The organism is Stenotrophomonas sp. AS1 (assembly GCF_048957655.1).
In the GTDB taxonomy this organism is placed as follows: domain Bacteria; phylum Pseudomonadota; class Gammaproteobacteria; order Xanthomonadales; family Xanthomonadaceae; genus Stenotrophomonas; species Stenotrophomonas bentonitica_A.
Genome location: NZ_JARVXM010000002.1, coordinates 22,755 through 39,842, shown reverse-complemented (window position 1 = coordinate 39,842; position 17,088 = coordinate 22,755). Strand labels below are relative to the sequence as shown.

20 protein-coding genes are annotated in these 17,088 nt (G+C 67.2%); 15 read left to right on the top strand and 5 right to left on the bottom strand.

Annotation, left to right across the window (positions count from 1 at the left end; genetic code table 11):
• Nucleotides 1-3 precede the first annotated feature (3 nt).
• Entirely contained in the window at nt 4-1,125 is a 1,122-nt protein-coding gene (locus tag PV764_RS03625; protein ID WP_019183344.1) for an inorganic phosphate transporter, read from the top strand.
• A 117-nt stretch (nt 1,126-1,242) separates the two neighbouring features.
• On the opposite strand, the gene PV764_RS03620 is transcribed toward PV764_RS03625, so the two are convergent.
• Nucleotides 1,243-1,815, bottom strand: coding sequence for a GNAT family N-acetyltransferase (locus tag PV764_RS03620; RefSeq protein WP_421116204.1), 573 nt, complete (start codon nt 1,813-1,815; stop codon nt 1,243-1,245).
• 123 nt (nt 1,816-1,938) lie between these two features.
• Nucleotides 1,939-3,828 carry a DNA topoisomerase IV subunit B gene (gene parE / locus PV764_RS03615; RefSeq protein ID WP_046273688.1) on the bottom strand — a complete coding sequence of 630 codons (1,890 nt, stop codon included), beginning with the start codon at nt 3,826-3,828 and terminating at the stop codon, nt 1,939-1,941.
• A gap of 163 nt (nt 3,829-3,991) precedes the next feature.
• Here parE and PV764_RS03610 point away from each other — a divergent pair, with 163 nt between their 5' ends.
• From PV764_RS03610 to truD, 9 genes are all read left to right on the top strand, one after another.
• Nucleotides 3,992-4,231 (top strand): hypothetical protein, encoded by a 240-nt coding sequence (locus PV764_RS03610; protein ID WP_019183341.1) that lies wholly within the window; start codon nt 3,992-3,994, stop codon nt 4,229-4,231.
• Nucleotides 4,232-4,749: 518 nt separating this feature from the next.
• On the top strand, nt 4,750-6,414 hold the full coding sequence (locus tag PV764_RS03605) for a CTP synthase (RefSeq protein ID WP_019183339.1): 1,665 nt from the start codon (nt 4,750-4,752) through the stop codon (nt 6,412-6,414).
• A gap of 105 nt (nt 6,415-6,519) precedes the next feature.
• Complete coding sequence (gene kdsA, locus PV764_RS03600; RefSeq protein WP_019183338.1) at nt 6,520-7,350, top strand: 3-deoxy-8-phosphooctulonate synthase; 831 nt, start codon at nt 6,520-6,522, stop codon at nt 7,348-7,350.
• On the top strand, nt 7,347-7,763 hold the full coding sequence (locus PV764_RS03595; protein WP_421116203.1) for a hypothetical protein: 417 nt from the start codon (nt 7,347-7,349) through the stop codon (nt 7,761-7,763). The genes kdsA and PV764_RS03595 overlap by 4 nt, the downstream gene beginning before the upstream one ends.
• 69 nt (nt 7,764-7,832) lie before the next feature.
• Complete coding sequence (gene eno / locus PV764_RS03590; RefSeq protein ID WP_019183336.1) at nt 7,833-9,119, top strand: phosphopyruvate hydratase; 1,287 nt, start codon at nt 7,833-7,835, stop codon at nt 9,117-9,119.
• A gap of 4 nt (nt 9,120-9,123) precedes the next feature.
• Nucleotides 9,124-9,474: a cell division protein FtsB gene (gene ftsB, locus PV764_RS03585; protein WP_019183335.1), complete on the top strand. Its 351-nt coding sequence runs from the start codon at nt 9,124-9,126 to the stop codon at nt 9,472-9,474.
• Nucleotides 9,471-10,169 (top strand): 2-C-methyl-D-erythritol 4-phosphate cytidylyltransferase, encoded by a 699-nt coding sequence (ispD, locus tag PV764_RS03580; protein WP_026069800.1) that lies wholly within the window; start codon nt 9,471-9,473, stop codon nt 10,167-10,169. The genes ftsB and ispD overlap by 4 nt, the downstream gene beginning before the upstream one ends.
• 37 nt (nt 10,170-10,206) lie before the next feature.
• Nucleotides 10,207-10,704: a 2-C-methyl-D-erythritol 2,4-cyclodiphosphate synthase gene (gene ispF / locus PV764_RS03575; RefSeq protein ID WP_421116202.1), complete on the top strand. Its 498-nt coding sequence runs from the start codon at nt 10,207-10,209 to the stop codon at nt 10,702-10,704.
• On the top strand, nt 10,701-11,747 hold the full coding sequence (gene truD / locus PV764_RS03570) for a tRNA pseudouridine(13) synthase TruD (protein WP_070427086.1): 1,047 nt from the start codon (nt 10,701-10,703) through the stop codon (nt 11,745-11,747). The genes ispF and truD overlap by 4 nt, the downstream gene beginning before the upstream one ends.
• A gap of 176 nt (nt 11,748-11,923) precedes the next feature.
• On the opposite strand, the gene PV764_RS03565 is transcribed toward truD, so the two are convergent.
• A complete protein-coding gene (locus PV764_RS03565) occupies nt 11,924-12,463 on the bottom strand; it encodes a Smr/MutS family protein (RefSeq protein WP_070427087.1) in 540 nt (179 codons plus the stop codon).
• A gap of 186 nt (nt 12,464-12,649) precedes the next feature.
• Here PV764_RS03565 and surE point away from each other — a divergent pair, with 186 nt between their 5' ends.
• Genes surE through PV764_RS03545 form a run of 4 tightly spaced genes read left to right on the top strand, consistent with a single transcriptional unit; the run spans nt 12,650 to nt 15,513 of the window.
• Entirely contained in the window at nt 12,650-13,429 is a 780-nt protein-coding gene (gene surE, locus PV764_RS03560; protein ID WP_019183330.1) for a 5'/3'-nucleotidase SurE, read from the top strand.
• The gene (locus PV764_RS03555) at nt 13,426-14,103 is read left to right on the top strand and encodes a protein-L-isoaspartate(D-aspartate) O-methyltransferase (protein ID WP_070427088.1); all 678 of its coding nucleotides are present in this window, start codon (nt 13,426-13,428) and stop codon (nt 14,101-14,103) included. Before surE ends, PV764_RS03555 begins: the two co-directional genes overlap by 4 nt.
• Nucleotides 14,104-14,122: 19 nt before the next feature.
• Nucleotides 14,123-14,737, top strand: coding sequence for a YqaA family protein (locus tag PV764_RS03550; protein WP_019183328.1), 615 nt, complete (start codon nt 14,123-14,125; stop codon nt 14,735-14,737).
• Nucleotides 14,734-15,513, top strand: coding sequence for a peptidoglycan DD-metalloendopeptidase family protein (locus PV764_RS03545; RefSeq protein WP_421116201.1), 780 nt, complete (start codon nt 14,734-14,736; stop codon nt 15,511-15,513). The genes PV764_RS03550 and PV764_RS03545 overlap by 4 nt, the downstream gene beginning before the upstream one ends.
• Nucleotides 15,514-15,659: 146 nt before the next feature.
• Here the strand turns inward: PV764_RS03545 and PV764_RS03540 are convergent, their stop codons facing one another.
• On the bottom strand, nt 15,660-16,034 hold the full coding sequence (locus PV764_RS03540; protein WP_019183326.1) for an Mth938-like domain-containing protein: 375 nt from the start codon (nt 16,032-16,034) through the stop codon (nt 15,660-15,662).
• 13 nt (nt 16,035-16,047) lie between these two features.
• The gene (yhbY, locus tag PV764_RS03535; RefSeq protein ID WP_019183325.1) at nt 16,048-16,353 is read right to left on the bottom strand and encodes a ribosome assembly RNA-binding protein YhbY; all 306 of its coding nucleotides are present in this window, start codon (nt 16,351-16,353) and stop codon (nt 16,048-16,050) included.
• A gap of 65 nt (nt 16,354-16,418) precedes the next feature.
• On the opposite strand from yhbY, the gene rlmE reads away from it, so the two are divergent.
• Nucleotides 16,419-17,051 carry a 23S rRNA (uridine(2552)-2'-O)-methyltransferase RlmE gene (rlmE, locus tag PV764_RS03530; protein ID WP_421116200.1) on the top strand — a complete coding sequence of 211 codons (633 nt, stop codon included), beginning with the start codon at nt 16,419-16,421 and terminating at the stop codon, nt 17,049-17,051.
• The last annotated feature ends 37 nt before the right edge of the window (nt 17,052-17,088 follow it).

Here is a 17,088-nt window from a genome sequence, read left to right as displayed (position 1 = left end):
AGCATGCTGACCCTTGTCCTGGTGGTGATCCTGGCCGCGCTCGTCTTCGAGTTCATCAACGGCTTCCACGATACCGCCAACTCCATCGCCACCGTGGTGGCGACCAAAGTGCTCTCGCCCGGCTGGGCGGTGATGCTCGCCGCGTTCATGAACTTGATCGGCGCGCTGACCGGCACCGCCGTCGCGCTGACCATCGCCTCGGGCCTGCTCAACACCAACGTGGTCGATGTGACCCCGCAGGTGATCCTGTGCGCGCTGCTGGGCGGCATCATCTGGAACCTGATCACGTGGTGGAAGGGACTGCCGTCCTCGTCCTCGCACGCCCTGATCGGCGGCCTGTGCGGCGCCGGCCTGGCCGCGGCCCATAACAACTGGGACGCGCTGATCTGGTCCGAGCGCATCGGCACCTGGGCCCAGAACAAGGGCCTGCTGTGGAAGGTGTTCCTGCCGATGATCACCTCGCCGATCGCCGGCTTCCTGCTCGGCATCGCGGTGATGCTGCTGCTGTGGGCGATCATCGCGGGCATGGCCAAGGTGGGCGGGTTCATCGGCCGGCTGGCGCGCCCGCGCATCGTCAATGCGTTCTTCGGCAAGGCCCAGATCGCCTCGGCGGCCTACATGGGCTTCGCCCACGGCCACAACGATGCGCAGAAGACCATGGGCATCATCGCCATGACGCTGATCGGTGCCGAAGCGACCGGTGCCCTGAACGACCTGCCGTCCTGGCTGGCCTTCATGCACCCGGACGCGAGCGCCGGCGACGGCATCGCCATGTGGATCGTGTTGACCTGCGCCGTGGTGATGGCCGCCGGTACCGCCTCGGGCGGCTGGAAGATCATCAAGACCCTGGGCCACAAGATGGTCAAGCTGCACCCGATCCACGGCTTCGCCGCGGAAACCAGCTCGGCCACCATCCTGACCCTGGCCGCGCACTTCGGCATGCCGGTCTCGACCACCCACAGCATCTCCACCGCGATCATGGGCGTGGGCTTTGCCAAGAACCCGCGTTCGCTGCGCTTCGGCGTGATCGAGCGCATCGTGTGGGCGTGGATCCTGACGATCCCGGCCGCCGGCGGCTGTGCGTACCTGATCCTGCGCCTGTTCGAACTGTTCGGCTGGGCCTGACCGGTCCGCACGGTTGAACATCGAAAAGCCCGCCGCAAGGCGGGCTTTTTCGTGGGAGGGAGCGTGCCGGACGGGGCGGGGCGAGGCCGGTATACGCAGGATGGCGCCGCGCCCGTTCTAACGCGGCGCCGGGTCGGCCCGATCCTGCCACTCGCGTGCCAGCAGGCCGTAGACGGCTGAATCGGAGACCTCGCCGGCAACCCGCCAGCGCTCCCGCAGCAGTCCTTCGCGCTGGAACCCGATCCGCTCCAGCACCTTGGCCGACGAGACGTTGCGCGGATCGATCTCCGCTTCCAGCCGACGCATGCGCAGTTCATCGAACAGGTAGGCCGCGAACCGTGACAGCGCCTCGTGCATGTAGCCCTGGCCCTGTGCCGACGGCGCCAGGTGATACCCGATCTCCGCGCGCCTGGACGTCTCGTCGATCGCGAACACGACCACGATGCCCAGCAGCGGTCCGTCCACGTGCTCACGGATCGCCAGTTTCAGTTGCGTGCCTGCCTCCAGCGCGGCGAGATCGTCGAGGATCTGTACGTAGGCCTGCTTGAGGTCGGTCCACGCCGGAGGGTTCCAGTAGCGCATGCCGACACGGTCGGACTGGATCGAGAACAAGGCCTGCACGTCCGTGGCGCGGATCGGTGTCAGCACCAGGCGCGCACTGTCCAGTTGCAGGGTGGGATCGAACGGCATGGGGGTTCCTGCGAATGCGGTGACGCCACGGTAATCCTTCCCGCTGCATGCATCCATGCCTGGTGGCACAGGCAAGAAAAAACCCGCCGGAAGGCGGGTTCTTTCAGTGCCACTCGAGGCGGATCAGACCTCCAGCGAAGCCAGGTCGCCCTTCTTTTCCAGCCAGCCCTTGCGGTCGCTGGCGCGCTTCTTGGCCAGCAGCATGTCCATCAGCGAATGGGTCTGCTCGCCATCATCGATGGTCAGCTGCACCAGGCGACGCGTATCGGGATGGATGGTGGACTCGCGCAGCTGCTGCGGGTTCATTTCACCCAGCCCCTTGAAGCGGGTCACGCTGACCTGTCCCTTGATCTTCTCGCGCTCGATCTTGTCCAGCATCGTGCGCTTCTCTTCCTCGTCCAGGGCGTAGAACACCTGCTTGCCCACGTCGACACGGAACAGCGGCGGCATCGCCACGAACACGTGGCCGGCATCGACCAGTGCCGGGAAGTGCTTGAGGAACAGCGCGGTCAGCAGGGTCGCGATGTGCAGGCCGTCCGAGTCGGCGTCGGCCAGGATGACGACCTTGCCGTAGCGCAGGCCGGCGATGTCTTCCTTGCCCGGGTCGCAGCCGATCGCGATGGCCAGGTTGTGCACTTCCTCGGAGGCCAGCACGCTGCCCGAGGACACTTCCCAGGTGTTGAGGATCTTGCCGCGCAGCGGCAGGATCGCCTGGAAGTCCTTGTCGCGGGCCTGCTTGGCACTGCCGCCGGCGGAGTCGCCTTCGACCAGGAACAGCTCGGTGCGCGACAGGTCCTGGCTGATGCAGTCGGCCAGCTTGCCGGGCAGGGCGGGGCCCTGGGTGACCTTCTTGCGGGTCACCAGCTTTTCGGTCTTCAGGCGCGCACTGGCGCGCTCGATCGCCAGCTGGGCGATCTGCTCGCCCAATGCGACGTTCTGGTTCAGCAGCAGGCTGAAGGCATCATGCGCAGCGCCCTCGACGAAGCCGGCGGCCTGGCGCGAGGACAGGCGTTCCTTGGTCTGGCCGCTGAACTGCGGGTCGGTCATCTTCAGCGACAGCACGAACGACACGCGGTCCCAGACATCCTCCGGGGCCAGCTTGACGCCACGCGGCAGCAGGTTGCGGAAGTCGCAGAACTCGCGCAGCGCCTCGGTCAGGCCGGTGCGCAGGCCATTGGCGTGGGTGCCGTGCTGGGCGGTCGGGATCAGGTTGACGTAGCTTTCCTGGACCAGCTCGCCTTCGGGGATCCAGGCCAGGGCCCAGTCCACCACCTCGTTTTCCTTCTTCAGGTGGCCCACGAACAGGTCGGCCGGCAGCATCTCGCGCTCGCCGAGCTCGGCCTTGAGGTAATCGCTCAGGCCGTCTTCGTAGTACCAGGTGTCCTGCTCGCCGGTGGCTTCGTCGTGGAGCTTCACGGTCAGGCCCGGGCACAGCACGGCCTTGGCACGCAGCAGGTGGCGCAGCGCGCGCAGGTTGTACTTGGGCGTGTCGAAGTACTTCGGGTCGGCCCAGAAGCGCACGCGGGTACCGGTGTTCTTCTTGCCGACGCTGCCGACCACTTCCAGCGGGGTGGCGCGGTCGCCGTTGCGGAAGGTGATGCGGTGTTCGCTGCCGTCGCGCTTGATATGCACTTCGACCAGGGTGGACAACGCGTTGACCACGCTCACGCCAACGCCATGCAGGCCGCCGGAGAAGGTGTAGTTCTTGTTGTTGAACTTGCCGCCCGCGTGCAGGCGGGTCAGGATCAGTTCGACGCCGGGGATCTTCTCCTCGGGGTGGATGTCCACGGGCATGCCGCGGCCGTCATCGCTGACCTCGCAGCTGCCGTCCTTGAACAGCGTGACTTCGACCGTGTGGGCATGCCCGGCCAGGGCTTCGTCGACGGCATTGTCGATGACTTCCTGCGCCAGATGGTTCGGGCGCGCGGTGTCGGTGTACATGCCGGGGCGGCGCTTGACCGGGTCCAGGCCGGACAGGACTTCAATATCGGCGGCGTTATAGCGGGCGTTCATCTGTCTTCATAAAGCGCAATGCGACGGCGAAGTTTGCGGTCTGGACGGGTTTTTTGCACGCCACACGTTCAGGGGGCGGCCGACCGGGGCGCGATAGACTGTGCTGGATGGGAAACCGGAGCCTCCGGCGCCCCATTCCATGCCATACCGCGAGGAGCACCCCATGAAGAAGTTGCTGACCATCGTTGCCATCGCCGCCGCCGTGGTGGCCGTGCCCATGGCACTGGCCCAGAACGCCGGACAGGGCCAGCCCACGCCGCAGCAGGGCGAACAGGCCAACAAGGCGCAGGCCGAGGCGGACGCCAAGGCCAAGCGCCGCGCGGCCGCCACGGCCGAAATGAAGGCCAGGGGCGAGCAGGCCCCGCAGAAGGAAGAGGAAGAAGAAGCGCGGAAGAAGCGATAAGCGCTTCGCGCTGACGCTTCCCCACGGTTTGCGCGGCAAACCGTGGGCCCCGCTCACCCTCTCTTCCACATCCCCGCGCCTGTCGGCGCGCCCCCTTGAACTCCAAGGGGGCTCTCCACCAGAGAGACCTGGGGATCTGAAAAAGTAGTCAACATGAGCCCCGGTATCGCGCCGGGGCTCTTCTTTTTATGTGAAGACCGTCATCCGCCCCTTGGGCTGGAGGCCGTCAATCTGTAAACTATGGCTTTCCGGGAGTAGTGCGTGTCATCCATCAGCGAATGGACTGGCCTGATCGTGCGCGATCGCCAGCAGGGTAGGCAGGAGGTGACGGTCCAGACAGTGGCTGGCACGGCTGACCCGACGTCGCTGACCCACTCCCGCACCGCATCCCCCCTGATCCCGGCCCTGGCGCGTGAACGCCCCGCAGCCGCCCGGATCGCTCCGATTTCCCCCTTCACGTCGTCCGTCGCCCTGCGCGTCGGCGCCGTTTCCCCCTTCCTGACAGGACACCCCCAGCCATGACTCCCTTGATCTTCGTAACCGGCGGCGTAGTGTCCTCGCTCGGCAAAGGTATTGCCGCCGCGTCGCTTGCCGCCATCCTCGAGGCCCGCGGCCTGCGGGTGACGATGATGAAGCTCGATCCGTACATCAACGTCGACCCGGGCACCATGAGCCCGTTCCAGCACGGTGAGGTCTACGTCACCGATGACGGCGCCGAGACCGACCTGGACCTGGGCCATTACGAGCGCTTCGTGCGCACCCGCCTGAGCCGCAAGAACTCGGTCACCACCGGCCGCATCTACGAGAACGTGATCCGCAAGGAGCGCCGCGGCGACTACCTGGGCGCCACCGTGCAGGTCATTCCGCACATCACCGATGAGATCCGCCGCTGCATGGACGAGGCCACCGAAGGCTTCGACGTGGCGCTGGTGGAGATCGGCGGTACGGTGGGCGACATCGAGTCGCTGCCGTTCCTGGAGGCGATCCGCCAGGTGCGCACCGAGCGCGGCCCGGAGAAGGCGCTGTTCATGCACCTGACCCTGGTGCCGTACATCGCTGCCGCCGGCGAGTTGAAGACCAAGCCGACCCAGCACTCGGTCAAGGAGCTGCGTTCGATCGGCATCCAGCCGGACGTGCTGCTGTGCCGTTCCGAGCAGGTCGTGCCGGATTCGGAGCGCCGCAAGATCGCCCAGTTCACCAACGTCTCCGAGCGCGCCGTGATCAGCGTGCCGGACGTGGACGTGCTGTACCGCATTCCGATGGGCCTGCACGCGCAGGGCCTGGATGACATCGTCATCAACCAGCTCAAGCTCGGCGACAAGGCCGGCCCGGCCGACCTGCACGAGTGGGAAGCGGCGGTGGACGCCACCCTGCACCCGCTGGACGAGGTCACCATCGCGGTGGTCGGCAAGTACGTCGACCACCAGGACGCCTACAAGTCGGTCGGCGAAGCGCTCAAGCACGGCGGCCTGCGCCAGCGCACCAAGGTCAACCTGAAGTGGCTCGAAGCGCAGGAGCTGGAAGACAGCGACCTGGCCGCGCTGAAGGATGTCGACGGCATCCTGGTGCCGGGCGGCTTCGGCGACCGTGGTTTCGAAGGCAAGGTGCTGAGCTCGCAATTCGCCCGTGAGCAGCAGGTGCCGTACTTCGGCATCTGCTACGGCATGCAGGCCGCAGTGGTCGATTTCGCCCGCCACGTGGCCGGCCTGGACGGTGCCAACAGCACCGAGAACGATCGCCAGTCGCCGAACCCGGTGATCGGCCTGATCACCGAATGGCGCACCGCCACCGGCGATGTCGAGAAGCGTGACGACAAGAGCGACCTGGGCGGCACCATGCGCCTGGGCCTGCAGGAGCAGCGCCTGAAGCCGGGCACGCTGGCCCGCGAGCTGTACGGCAAGGACGTGGTCGCCGAGCGTCACCGCCACCGTTACGAGTTCAACAACCGCTATCGCACCCAGCTGGAAGATGCCGGCCTGGTGATCGCGGGCAAATCGATGGATGACACCCTGGTGGAAGTCATCGAACTGCCGCGCGACCAGCACCCGTGGTTCCTGGCCTGCCAGGCGCATCCGGAGTTCCTGTCGACCCCGCGCGACGGCCACCCGCTGTTCATCGGCTTCATCCGTGCCGCGCGCGAGCGCAAGGCCGGTGGCAAGCTGGCCCAGGACGCGGCCGCCTGATCGGCACGCCGCACTTGCAGTGGGGGCCACGTGCCCCCATTGCAGAGCGCTAATCACCCACGGCGGCTGGCCTGGCCAGTGTTCGCCGGACAACAAGGAAACGCCATGAAACTGTGTGGATTCGACGTCGGGCTGGACCAGCCCCTGTTCCTGATCGCCGGCCCGTGTGTGATCGAGTCGATGCAGCTGCAGCTGGACGTGGCTGGCAAGTTGAAGGAAATCACCGATCGCCTCGGCATCAACTTCATCTTCAAGTCGAGCTTCGACAAGGCCAACCGCACCTCGGGTACCGCCTTCCGCGGCCCGGGCATGGAAGAGGGCCTGAAGGTCCTGGCTGAGGTGAAGAAGCAGATCGGCGTGCCGGTGCTGACCGACGTGCACGAATACACCCCGATGGACGAAGTGGCCTCGGTGGTGGACGTGCTGCAGACGCCGGCGTTCCTGGTGCGTCAGACCGATTTCATCACCAAGGTGTGTGCGGCCGGCAAGCCGGTCAACATCAAGAAGGGTCAGTTCCTGTCGCCGTGGGACATGAAGCCGGTCGTCGAGAAGGCCAAGGCCACCGGCAACCAGGACATCATGGTCTGCGAGCGCGGTGCCAGCTTCGGCTACAACAACCTGGTCAGCGACATGCGTTCGCTGTCGGTGATGCGCGATACCGGTTGCCCGGTCGTGTTCGATGCCACCCATTCGGTGCAGCTGCCGGGCGGGCAGGGCAACAGCTCCGGCGGCCAGCGCGAGTTCGTGCCGGTGCTGGCGCGCGCGGCAGTGGCGGTCGGTGTCTCGGGCCTGTTCGCCGAGACCCATCCGGATCCGTCCAAGGCGCTGTCCGATGGCCCCAATGCGTGGCCGCTGGATCGCATGGAAGAACTGCTTGAAACCCTGATGGAACTCGACGCGGTCACCAAGAAGCACGGGTTCTCGCGCTTCGCATGATGGCCGACGTGCCGGCGTCACCCGCGGTGCGCCGCGGCTGGCGCGGTTGGGCTTGGGGCTGGATCGCGCTGGGTGCGGCGATGACCGCCTGGGGCGGTGTGTTCGTGCTGGTGCTGCTGGTATTGGCCAGCGTCGGCTCGCCGGGCGATGGCGACAACGCGCTGCGCTCGGTGCGCCCGTTGCTGCTGGTCACGCTGTCGCTGACCGGGACCGTCGCGCTGGTCTGTGTCACTGCCAGCGTGCTCGCATTCCGGCTGCGCCGGCAGGCGGCTGGCGGCGGTGGCGCACTGCTCCTGCTGGCGCTGTTGATGCTGGTGTTGTTGATCCCATCGCTGGTCTCGCGCCAGGCCACCGTGGCCGGGGTGCTGCCGTCGGCCACGCCGATTTGGCAAGTGACGGGTGTGCAGGGATAATCACGCGGCATGTTTTTTTCGGCGCTGCATTGGCGGCGCCTCCCCTCTCTGACTGGTAACCGGCCCGCTATGACCACGATCCGCAGCATCCACGCCCGTGAAATCCTCGACAGCCGTGGCAACCCCACGCTGGAAGCCGAAGTCATCCTCGAGGACGGCTCGTTCGGTCGTGCCGCGGTGCCGTCGGGCGCCTCGACCGGCACCAAGGAAGCCGTGGAACTGCGTGACGGCGACAAAACCCGTTACCTGGGCAAGGGCGTGCGCAACGCCGTGTCCAACGTCAACACCACGATCGCCACGGCACTGAAGGGCTTCGACGCCGCCGACCAGGAAGGCCTGGACCGCCGCCTGATCGATCTGGACGGCACCGAGAACAAGGGCCGCCTGGGCGCGAACGCGCTGCTGGGGGTTTCGCTGGCCAACGCGCATGCCGTGGCCGCCTCGAAGAAGCAGGCGCTGTGGCAGCACCTGGCCAATGGCCGCGACGTGACCCTGCCGGTCCCGATGATGAACATCATCAACGGCGGCGCACATGCCGACAACAACGTCGACTTCCAGGAGTTCATGGTGCTGCCGGTCGGCTTCACCTCGTTCTCCGAGTCGCTGCGTGCCGGCACCGAGATCTTCCATTCGCTCAAGTCGGTGCTCAAGGGCCATGGCCTGAGCACGGCGGTGGGCGATGAGGGCGGCTTCGCGCCGGACTTCCGCAGCAACGTCGAAGCGCTGGACACCATCCTTGAAGCGATCGGCAAGGCCGGCTACACCGCCGGTGAAGACGTGCTGCTGGGCCTGGACGTGGCCTCCAGCGAGTTCTACGAGAACGGCAAGTACAACCTGGTCGGCGAGAACAAGCGCCTGACCTCCGAGCAGTTCGTCGACTTCCTGGCCGACTGGGCCGCGCAGTACCCGATCATCACCATCGAAGACGGCCTGGCCGAGAACGACTGGGCCGGCTGGAAGCTGCTGACCGACCGCATCGGCAACAAGGTGCAGCTGGTCGGTGACGATCTGTTCGTCACCAACCCGAAGATCTTCAAGGAAGGCATCGAGTCCGGCACCGCCAACGCGATCCTGATCAAGGTCAACCAGATCGGCACCCTGACCGAGACCCTGGAAGCGATCGCCATGGCGCACGCGGCCAACTACGCCTCGATCGTCTCGCACCGTTCGGGCGAAACCGAAGACACCACCATCGCCGACATCGCCGTGGCCACCACCGCCACCCAGATCAAGACCGGCTCGCTGTGCCGCAGCGATCGCGTGGCCAAGTACAACCAGCTGCTGCGGATCGAGGAAGCCCTCGGTGCCGGCGCGCGTTACGCTGGTCGTGACGCGTTCGTGTCGCTGAAGCGCTGATCGCATGCGCAACTGGCGCTGGCTGCTGCTGGTGCTCGCGCTGCTGCTCGCGTGGCTGCAGTACCGCTTCTGGTTTGGACCGGGCAACTCGGGCGAGGTGATGATGCTCGAAGCCCAGGTCGAGAACCAGAAGCGGGACAACGCCGGCCTGCAGCAGCGCAATGACGCGCTGGCTGCCGAGGTCAAGGACCTCAAGGAAGGCGAGGCGGCCATCGAAGAACGCGCGCGCAGCGAGCTGGGCATGATCAAGCCCGGCGAGAAGTTCTACCGCGTGGTCGAAGACGCGCCGGTGCCGCCGCCGCGTGCACCGACGGCCGTTCCCGATCCGGACGCGCCGCACCAGGACGTGCCCTGATGGCCGGCATCTGGGCGGTGGTGCCCGCCGCTGGACGTGGCACCCGCTTCGGCGGGCCCACGCCCAAGCAGTATCTGCTGGCCGGCGACCGCGTGTTGCTGGCCCATACCCTCCAGGCGCTGCTCTCGCACCCGGTCGTGGCCGGGGTGATGGTGGTGGTCGCCGAGGATGACGCCGACTGGCCGGGCTGGCAGTCGCTGGCGGACAAACCCATCCTGACCTGCATCGGCGGGGCGACCCGTGCCGGCTCGGTACTGGCCGGCCTGCATGCCTTGCCCGATGACGTGCGGGCCGATGATTTCGTGCTGGTCCACGATGCCGCCCGCCCCAACCTGGCCGCTGCCGATCTGGGCCGCCTGCTGGAAGTGGGGCGTGCCGACCCGGTCGGCGCGATCCTCGCCGCCCCCGTCCGCGACACCCTCAAGCGTGCCGGCGACGACGGCGGCATCGATGCCACCGAGCCGCGTGAGCGCCTGTGGCGCGCGCTGACCCCGCAGCTGTTCCGCCGCCACCAGCTGGCGCGCGCGCTGCAGGAGGCGGCCGATGCCGGCGTGGAGGTCACCGACGAGGCCATGGCCATGGAGCGCCAAGGGCTGCGCCCGCTGCTGGTGGAAGGCAGCGAAGACAACTTCAAGGTCACCACCCCGGCTGATCTGTCCCGTTTCGAATTCGTGTTGTCGCGTCGCGAACCCTGACGTCCGCACGCGCCACACCCAACCGCAGGTTCTTGCAATGACCACGCCACAGTTCCCTCCCTTCCGCATCGGACAGGGCTACGACGTCCATGCCTTCGGCGAGGGCGACCACCTCATGCTCGGTGGCATCCGGGTCGAACACAGCTGTGGCGTGCTTGCGCACAGCGATGGCGATGTGATCCTGCACGCCCTGTGTGATGCGATGCTCGGCGCGCTGGCGCTGGGTGACATCGGCGTGCATTTCCCGCCGACGGACATGCGCTGGAAGGGCGCGGACAGCGCGCACCTGCTTGCGCATTGCAACGGCCTGCTGCGCGAGCGCGGCTGGCAGGTCGGCAACACCGACATCACCGTGATCTGCGAGCGGCCGAAGGTCGGCCCGCACGCCCTGGCCATGCGTGAGCGCATCGCCACCGTGCTGGGCATCGCGCTGGACTGCGTGAGCGTCAAGGCGACCACGTCGGAAAAGCTGGGCTTCACCGGCCGCAGCGAGGGTATCGCCGCCCAGGCCAGCGTACTGCTGGTGGCGCTGTGATCCCGTTGCCGCTGGCGTTCGGCGCGCCGTTGCTCACCGCGAAGATCCGCACCACGCCTGAGGATTTCCAGGTCGACGAACTGCCGGCGTTCGAGCCGAGCGGCGAGGGCGAGCACCTGCTGCTGACGATCCGCAAGCGTGGCGCGAACACCGTGCACGTCGCCAAGGTGCTGGCCAAATGGGCCGGGCTGCCGGACATGGCGGTCAGCTACGCCGGCATGAAAGACCGCCATGCGGTCACCACCCAGCGCTTCAGCGTGCACCTGCCCAAGCGCGTGGCGCCGGATCCGGCGCTGCTGGCTTCCGATGAGATCGAGGTGGTCGAGTCGACCTGGCACAACCGCAAGCTGCAGCGCGGTGCTTTGGCCGGCAACCGCTTCAAGCTGGTCCTGCGCGATGTGCAGGGGGATGCTGCGGCCATCGAAGAGCGACTTTCCCATATCGCCTCGCGCGGCCTGCCGAACTGGTTCGGTGAACAGCGTTTCGGTCGCGATGGCGGCAATGTGCCGGCGGCGCTGGCGATGTTCGGTGGCCGCCGCATGCGTCCGGACCAGCGCTCGCTGCTGCTCTCGGCCGCCCGTTCGGCGCTGTTCAACCAGGTGTTGGCGGCGCGCGTGGAGCAGGGCAACTGGGACGCGCCGCTGGACGGCGAGGTCTGGATGCTCGATGGTAGCCGCAGCGTGTTCGGCCCGGAGCCGTGGACGGATCTGCTGGCCGATCGTCTCGGCCGCTTCGACATTCATCCCAGCGGCCCGTTGTGGGGCGAGGGCGAACTGCGCAGCACCGGTGCCGCCGCCGAGCTGGAGCTGGGCGCGGTCGCCGATGCGCAATCGCTCGCACTGCGCGCCGGCCTGGAAAGCGCCCGCCTGAAGCAGGAGCGCCGCGCGCTGCGCCTGCGCCCGGCGATGCTGCAGCACCAGTGGCTGGCTCCCGAGGTGCTGGAACTGAGCTTCGCGCTGCCGCCCGGCTGCTACGCCACCGCGGTGCTGCATGAGCTGGGGCCGGTAGAAGACGCCAGCCAGTCCGACACCCAGGCCGCGTAGAGCCGACCGTTGGTCGGCTGCCGTCCGTCCAGGCACCACAAATTGCGTAGAGCCGACCGTTAGTCGGCTGCCGTCCGTCCAGGCACCGCAAATTGCGTAGAGCCGACCGTTGGTCGGCTGCCTTCCTCAGCCGACCAACGGTCGGCTCTACCCCGCGCGCGTGGGCGGGGCCGGCGTTATCGGTTGCTCAGCAGCACCAGCACTGCGCCGGTGCCGCCCTGGCCGGCGGGCGCGGAATGAAACGCGAGCACGTCGTTGCGCAGGCGCAGCAGACGATCGACCAGATTCTTCAGCACCGGTGCGCCGCCATCGGATTGCAGTCCCTTGCCGTGGATGATGCGCACGCAGCCGTACTCATGGGCATGCGCTTCCACCAGGAACTGGCGCACCAGTGTCTCGGCCTGGGCCACCGTCGCGCCATGCAGGTCCAGTTCGTCCTGCACGGAGTACTGTCCGCGCTTGAGCCGCTGGAACATCCGCGGCGGCAGATTCTCGCGCCGGTAGCTGGCGGTATCGCCGGCCTCCAGTGGGCTGCTGTCGCGCAGCAGCCGGGCGAATTCCCCGCGGGCCTCCTGTTCATCCTGTTCGGCCATGCGCGCACGCGGCTTGGGCCGCGGCGTGGCCGGCGGCGGGGTGACCACCTTGCGCAGCGGCTTGACCTCGCCGATGGCGGCCCGGAACAGGGCCGCGGGATCTTCGTCTTCAGAATGTGACATGCGTACAGCCTAATGGGCGGGAGGGGCGATGCCTACCGTTATCGGGGTAGGACGATCTGTCCGCTTGCGGCACAATAGCTGACGCACTTGCGCGGTCGTCGGGCTCCGGAAGGGGCAGGGCCACCGCCGCCAACAGTGGGAAGTGATGGAATCGAAGTCTTGAAAAATCAAGCGGTTAAATCGCAGATGCGGATTCTGGTCAGCAACGACGACGGTGTCGATGCGCCGGGCATCAAGATGCTCGCCACGGTATTGCGTGACGCAGGTCATGAAGTGACCGTGGTCGCCCCCGATCGCGATCGCTCAGGCGCCAGCAATTCGCTGACCCTGGACCTGCCGATCCGCATGAAGCGCATCGACCACTACACCTGCTCGGTGGCTGGCACCCCGACCGACTGCGTGCATCTGGCCCTCACCGGCATGCTCGAGTACGAGCCGGATATCGTCGTGTCGGGCATCAACAACGCGGCCAACCTCGGCGACGACGTGATCTATTCCGGCACCGTCTCGGCGGCGATGGAAGGGCGCTTCCTGGGTCTGCCCGCCGTGGCGATGTCGCTGGTCACGCACAACCACGAGCCACGCAACTTCGAAACGGCCGCCCGCGCTGCGGTGGAGATCGTCACCCGGCTCAAGGCCGATCCACTGCCCGCCGACACCATCCTCAACGTCAACGTGCCGGACCTGCCGTGGAGCGAAGTGCGCGGCTTCGAAGTGACCCGCCTGGGCAACCGTCACCGCGCCGAAGGCTGCATTGCCCAGCGCGACCCGCGCGGCAACCAGGTGTACTGGATCGGCCCGGCCGGGCGCGAACAGGACTCCGGCCCCGGCACGGATTTCCACGCGGTGCGCAACGGCTATATCTCGATCACCCCGATCCAGGTCGACCTCACCCGCTACCAGGCGCTGGAGAAGGTGGCCAGCTGGGTCGGCGGGCTGACCGCCGCGCTGGATCGGCCGGCATGAGCCCACGCCTGCGCCTGCAGCCCGAAGCGGTCGGCATCGGCATGACCTCCCAGCGCGTCCGCGACCGCCTGGTCGACCGCCTGCGCGATGCCGGCATCGCCGACGAAGCCACCCTCAATGCCATCCGCGTGGTGCCGCGCCATCTGTTCATCGATGAAGCACTGGCCTCGCGTGCCTACGAAGACACCGCCCTGCCGATCGGCCACGGCCAGACCATTTCGCAACCCTGGGTGGTTGCGCGCATGACCGAAGCGGTGCTGCAGTCGGCGCCGACGAAGGTGCTGGAAGTCGGCACCGGCTCGGGTTACCAGGCCGCCGTGCTGGGGGCGATCGGGCTGGAGGTCTACACGGTCGAGCGCATCGGCGATCTGCTGCGCCAGGCGCGCAAGCGCTTCCGCGCGCTGGGCATGAACATCCGCAGCAAGCATGACGACGGGCGCGTCGGCTGGGCCGAGCACGGCCCTTACGATGCAATCGTGGTGACGGCGGCGGCACCGGCGCTGGTCGATGCGCTGGTCGAGCAGCTGGCCGTGGGTGGGCGCCTGGTGGCGCCGGTCGGCGGCCCGGGCGCGCAGTCGCTGATCCAGTTGACCCGTCGCGATGACGGCAGTGTCGAACAGCAGGTACTGGCACCGGTCACGTTCGTACCGCTGCTGTCTGGCATGCTGGACTGATTCCAAGGAGCGTTGCGTCATGAAGATTTTTGGTCCGCTGTACGAGCGGGCAATGAAGTGGGCCGCGCACGAGCGCGCCCCGACCTATCTGACGGTGTTGAGCTTCATCGAAGCGATCATCTTCCCGGTGATGCCCGAGGTGATGCTGGCGCCGATGTGCGTGGCCCAGCCCAAGCGCGGCTGGTGGTTCGCCACGCTCAGCCTGGCCGGCTCGATGGCCGGTGCGCTGGTCGGCTATGCGCTGGGTCACTTCGCCTTTGAAGCGCTCAAGCCGGTGTTCGCCGCGCTGGGCATGCTGGGCAGCATCGAGGGCGGTATCGCCATCGTGCAGGCCAAGATGGCCGAGTCGCCGTGGGCAGTGTTCACCTTCCTGGTGCTGGGCGGCTTCATGCCGATCCCGATGAAGGTCTTCACATGGGCATCGGGTATCGTCGGCGTGCCGTTGCCGCAGTATTTCCTGAGCATGTTGATCGGCCGTGGCAAGCGCGTGTACGTGCTGGCGGCGGTCATTCGTATTGGCGGGCCGCGCGCGGAAGCTGCGCTGCGCCGTTGGATTGAACCGCTGGGCTGGATCGCGACCGCGCTGGTGGTCGTGCTGGTCGCCTGGCTTGTATGGAGGTCGAAGTTCGCATGAGTGCTGATCGTTTGAGCAAGGGAGTGCGCAGCGGCGCGCTGCTGTTGGTGGTGTCGGCGCTGAGCGCCTGCGGCACTGCCACCGTGGTGCGGCCCTCGGGCTCGGGCGGCGGCGTGGCCCACAGCACGCCGCAGACCTCGGTGGCCAAGCCCGGCCAGACCGCGGTCGTCCGTCGCGGCGACACGCTGTATGCACTGGCCCGCATCCACAACATCACCCCGCGCGATCTGGCTGCCTGGAACGGGCTGGCCGAGCCGTACACGATCTATCCCGGCCAGTCGCTGCGCCTGTACCCGGGCGGCAGTGGCAGCCCCGGCCGCGCCCCGACCACCGTGGTCACCGCGCCGCGTCCGGGCAGCACGGCGCCGGCGGCCACCCCGGCCCCGACCACCGCCATCAAGAGCAACATCAGCTGGCGCTGGCCGGCCGATGGCGCGATCGTTGGCCGCTTCGTCGCCGGTGAGGCGACCAAGCAGGGCGTGGACATCGCCGGCGCCAGCGGCCAGCCGGTCCGTGCGACCGCCGCCGGCGTGGTGGTGTACTCCGGTGCCGGCCTGGTCGGTTTCGGCGAGCTGATCATCATCAAGCACAGCGACCAGTGGCTGTCGGCGTATGGCCACAACCGCAAGCGCCTGGTCAGCGAAGGGCAGAGCGTGAAGGCCGGCGAGCAGATCGCCGAAATGGGCCGCACCGGCGCTGCGCGCGACATGCTGCACTTCGAGATCCGCTACAACGGCAAGCCGGTCGATCCGCTGCTGTACCTGCCGCCGCGGTAATCAATGCAGCCGACCAACGGTCGGCTCTACCCCGCACAGCCCGTAACCGGGTGGTAGAGCGACGCCATGCGTCGCTGTCGAGCCCGGGACGCAGGCACAAAAAAGGCCGCCCCAGGGGCGGCCTTTTCTGAACGGAAATCCCGGTCTCACCCCTTCAGGATGAATGCCGCCGCCACCTTGCGCCCCTCGCTGGCGAGGATGTTGAAGGTCCGTGCGGCCGCCGGGTTGTTCATCACTTCCAGGCCGATCCCCCGGGTCAGGCATGCGGCCATGACCGCAGCGGGCGGGAACACCTGGGTATCGCCGGTGCCCAGCACCACCAGTGCGGGGTTCAGCGCCAGCACCGGCGCCAGGTCTTCCGGGGTGAGGCGGGCGATATCGGCCACCGGCCAGGCTTCGATCAGCGTGTCCGGAGCCAGGATGAAACTGGCGGCCAGGGTCCGGTCATTCACCTTCGCGCTGCGGCCATCGGCGGCACGCAGTGCGTAGGCGTAATCGGGGATTTCGTGGCTCAGCTGCATGGGCGTTCCGGGATCAGCCGCGCGGCAGGACGATCTGGCGCTGTTCCTTGCTCGGGCGGTACAGCACGGCCACGTGGCCGATGCGCTGCACCAGCGCGCTTTCACTGGCACTGACCAGCTCGGCGATGAGGGCGTCGCGGGCCTCGCGGTCTTCGGCGGCGACCTTGACCTTGATCAGCTCGTGGCGTTCCAGCACCTCTTCCAGTTCAGCCAGGAAGGCCGGTGTCACCCCCTTGCCGCCGATCTGGAGCAGGGCTTTCAGATCATGCGCGTGACCGCGGAGGAAACGGGTTTGGGAAGACGTCAGGGCGATAGCCATTCAGGAACAAGCGGTTAACTGGGGCGATCAGGGTATCATGACCTCCCCATCGGACCCGCATCTCAATGGCAACCCGCAGCAAAAGCAGTCAACGTTGGTTGAAAGAGCACTTCGCCGACCCCTTCGTGAAGAAGGCCCAGGCCGAGGGCATGCGCTCGCGCGCGGCCTACAAACTGGAGGAGCTGCTGGAGCGGGATCGGCTGCTGAAGCCGCACATGGTCGTGGTCGACCTGGGTGCCGCCCCGGGCGGCTGGTCCCAGCAGGTCCGCCGTCAGATCGGCGACACCGGGCGGGTCCTGGCGCTGGACATCCTGGAGATGCCGCCGCTGGCCGGCGTGGAGTTCCTTCACGGTGACTTCAGGGAACAGGCCGCCCTATCGGAGTTCGAAGCCATGCTGGGGGATCAGCCGGTAGACCTTGTGCTCTCGGATATGGCCCCCAATAAGAGTGGAATGGACGCGGTGGACCAACCGCGGATGATGCACCTGGCGGAGTTGGCGTTGGAGTTTGCCGACAACCATCTCAAGCCCGGTGGCGCGTTCCTGATCAAGCTGTTCCAGGGCGTGGGCTTTGACGACTACGTGCGCGAAATGCGCCGCCGGTACGACAAAGTGGTGATCCGCAAGCCTGAAGCGTCCCGTAAGCGCTCGCCCGAGGTGTACGCCTTGGGGCAGGGAAAACGCGCGCAGATCAAGTAAGCTCAACCATACGAATCGCGTCAGGAATTAGAGGAAC

What these genes read in the sequence shown, in the direction of transcription:
- PV764_RS03540 (WP_019183326.1), bottom strand. Translation starts at nt 16,034, where the DNA reads ATGCAGCTGAGCCACGAAATCCCCGATTACGCCTACGCACTGCGTGCC.
- PV764_RS03565 (WP_070427087.1), bottom strand. Translation starts at nt 12,463, where the DNA reads ATGTCACATTCTGAAGACGAAGATCCCGCGGCCCTGTTCCGGGCCGCC.
- kdsA (WP_019183338.1), top strand. Translation starts at nt 6,520, where the DNA reads ATGAAACTGTGTGGATTCGACGTCGGGCTGGACCAGCCCCTGTTCCTG.
- PV764_RS03595 (WP_421116203.1), top strand. Translation starts at nt 7,347, where the DNA reads ATGATGGCCGACGTGCCGGCGTCACCCGCGGTGCGCCGCGGCTGGCGC.
- ftsB (WP_019183335.1), top strand. Translation starts at nt 9,124, where the DNA reads ATGCGCAACTGGCGCTGGCTGCTGCTGGTGCTCGCGCTGCTGCTCGCG.
- parE (WP_046273688.1), bottom strand. Translation starts at nt 3,828, where the DNA reads ATGAACGCCCGCTATAACGCCGCCGATATTGAAGTCCTGTCCGGCCTG.
- ispF (WP_421116202.1), top strand. Translation starts at nt 10,207, where the DNA reads ATGACCACGCCACAGTTCCCTCCCTTCCGCATCGGACAGGGCTACGAC.
- PV764_RS03620 (WP_421116204.1), bottom strand. Translation starts at nt 1,815, where the DNA reads ATGCCGTTCGATCCCACCCTGCAACTGGACAGTGCGCGCCTGGTGCTG.
- surE (WP_019183330.1), top strand. Translation starts at nt 12,650, where the DNA reads ATGCGGATTCTGGTCAGCAACGACGACGGTGTCGATGCGCCGGGCATC.
- PV764_RS03555 (WP_070427088.1), top strand. Translation starts at nt 13,426, where the DNA reads ATGAGCCCACGCCTGCGCCTGCAGCCCGAAGCGGTCGGCATCGGCATG.
- rlmE (WP_421116200.1), top strand. Translation starts at nt 16,419, where the DNA reads ATGGCAACCCGCAGCAAAAGCAGTCAACGTTGGTTGAAAGAGCACTTC.
- PV764_RS03625 (WP_019183344.1), top strand. Translation starts at nt 4, where the DNA reads ATGCTGACCCTTGTCCTGGTGGTGATCCTGGCCGCGCTCGTCTTCGAG.
- yhbY (WP_019183325.1), bottom strand. Translation starts at nt 16,353, where the DNA reads ATGGCTATCGCCCTGACGTCTTCCCAAACCCGTTTCCTCCGCGGTCAC.
- PV764_RS03610 (WP_019183341.1), top strand. Translation starts at nt 3,992, where the DNA reads ATGAAGAAGTTGCTGACCATCGTTGCCATCGCCGCCGCCGTGGTGGCC.
- PV764_RS03545 (WP_421116201.1), top strand. Translation starts at nt 14,734, where the DNA reads ATGAGTGCTGATCGTTTGAGCAAGGGAGTGCGCAGCGGCGCGCTGCTG.
- PV764_RS03605 (WP_019183339.1), top strand. Translation starts at nt 4,750, where the DNA reads ATGACTCCCTTGATCTTCGTAACCGGCGGCGTAGTGTCCTCGCTCGGC.
- PV764_RS03550 (WP_019183328.1), top strand. Translation starts at nt 14,123, where the DNA reads ATGAAGATTTTTGGTCCGCTGTACGAGCGGGCAATGAAGTGGGCCGCG.
- eno (WP_019183336.1), top strand. Translation starts at nt 7,833, where the DNA reads ATGACCACGATCCGCAGCATCCACGCCCGTGAAATCCTCGACAGCCGT.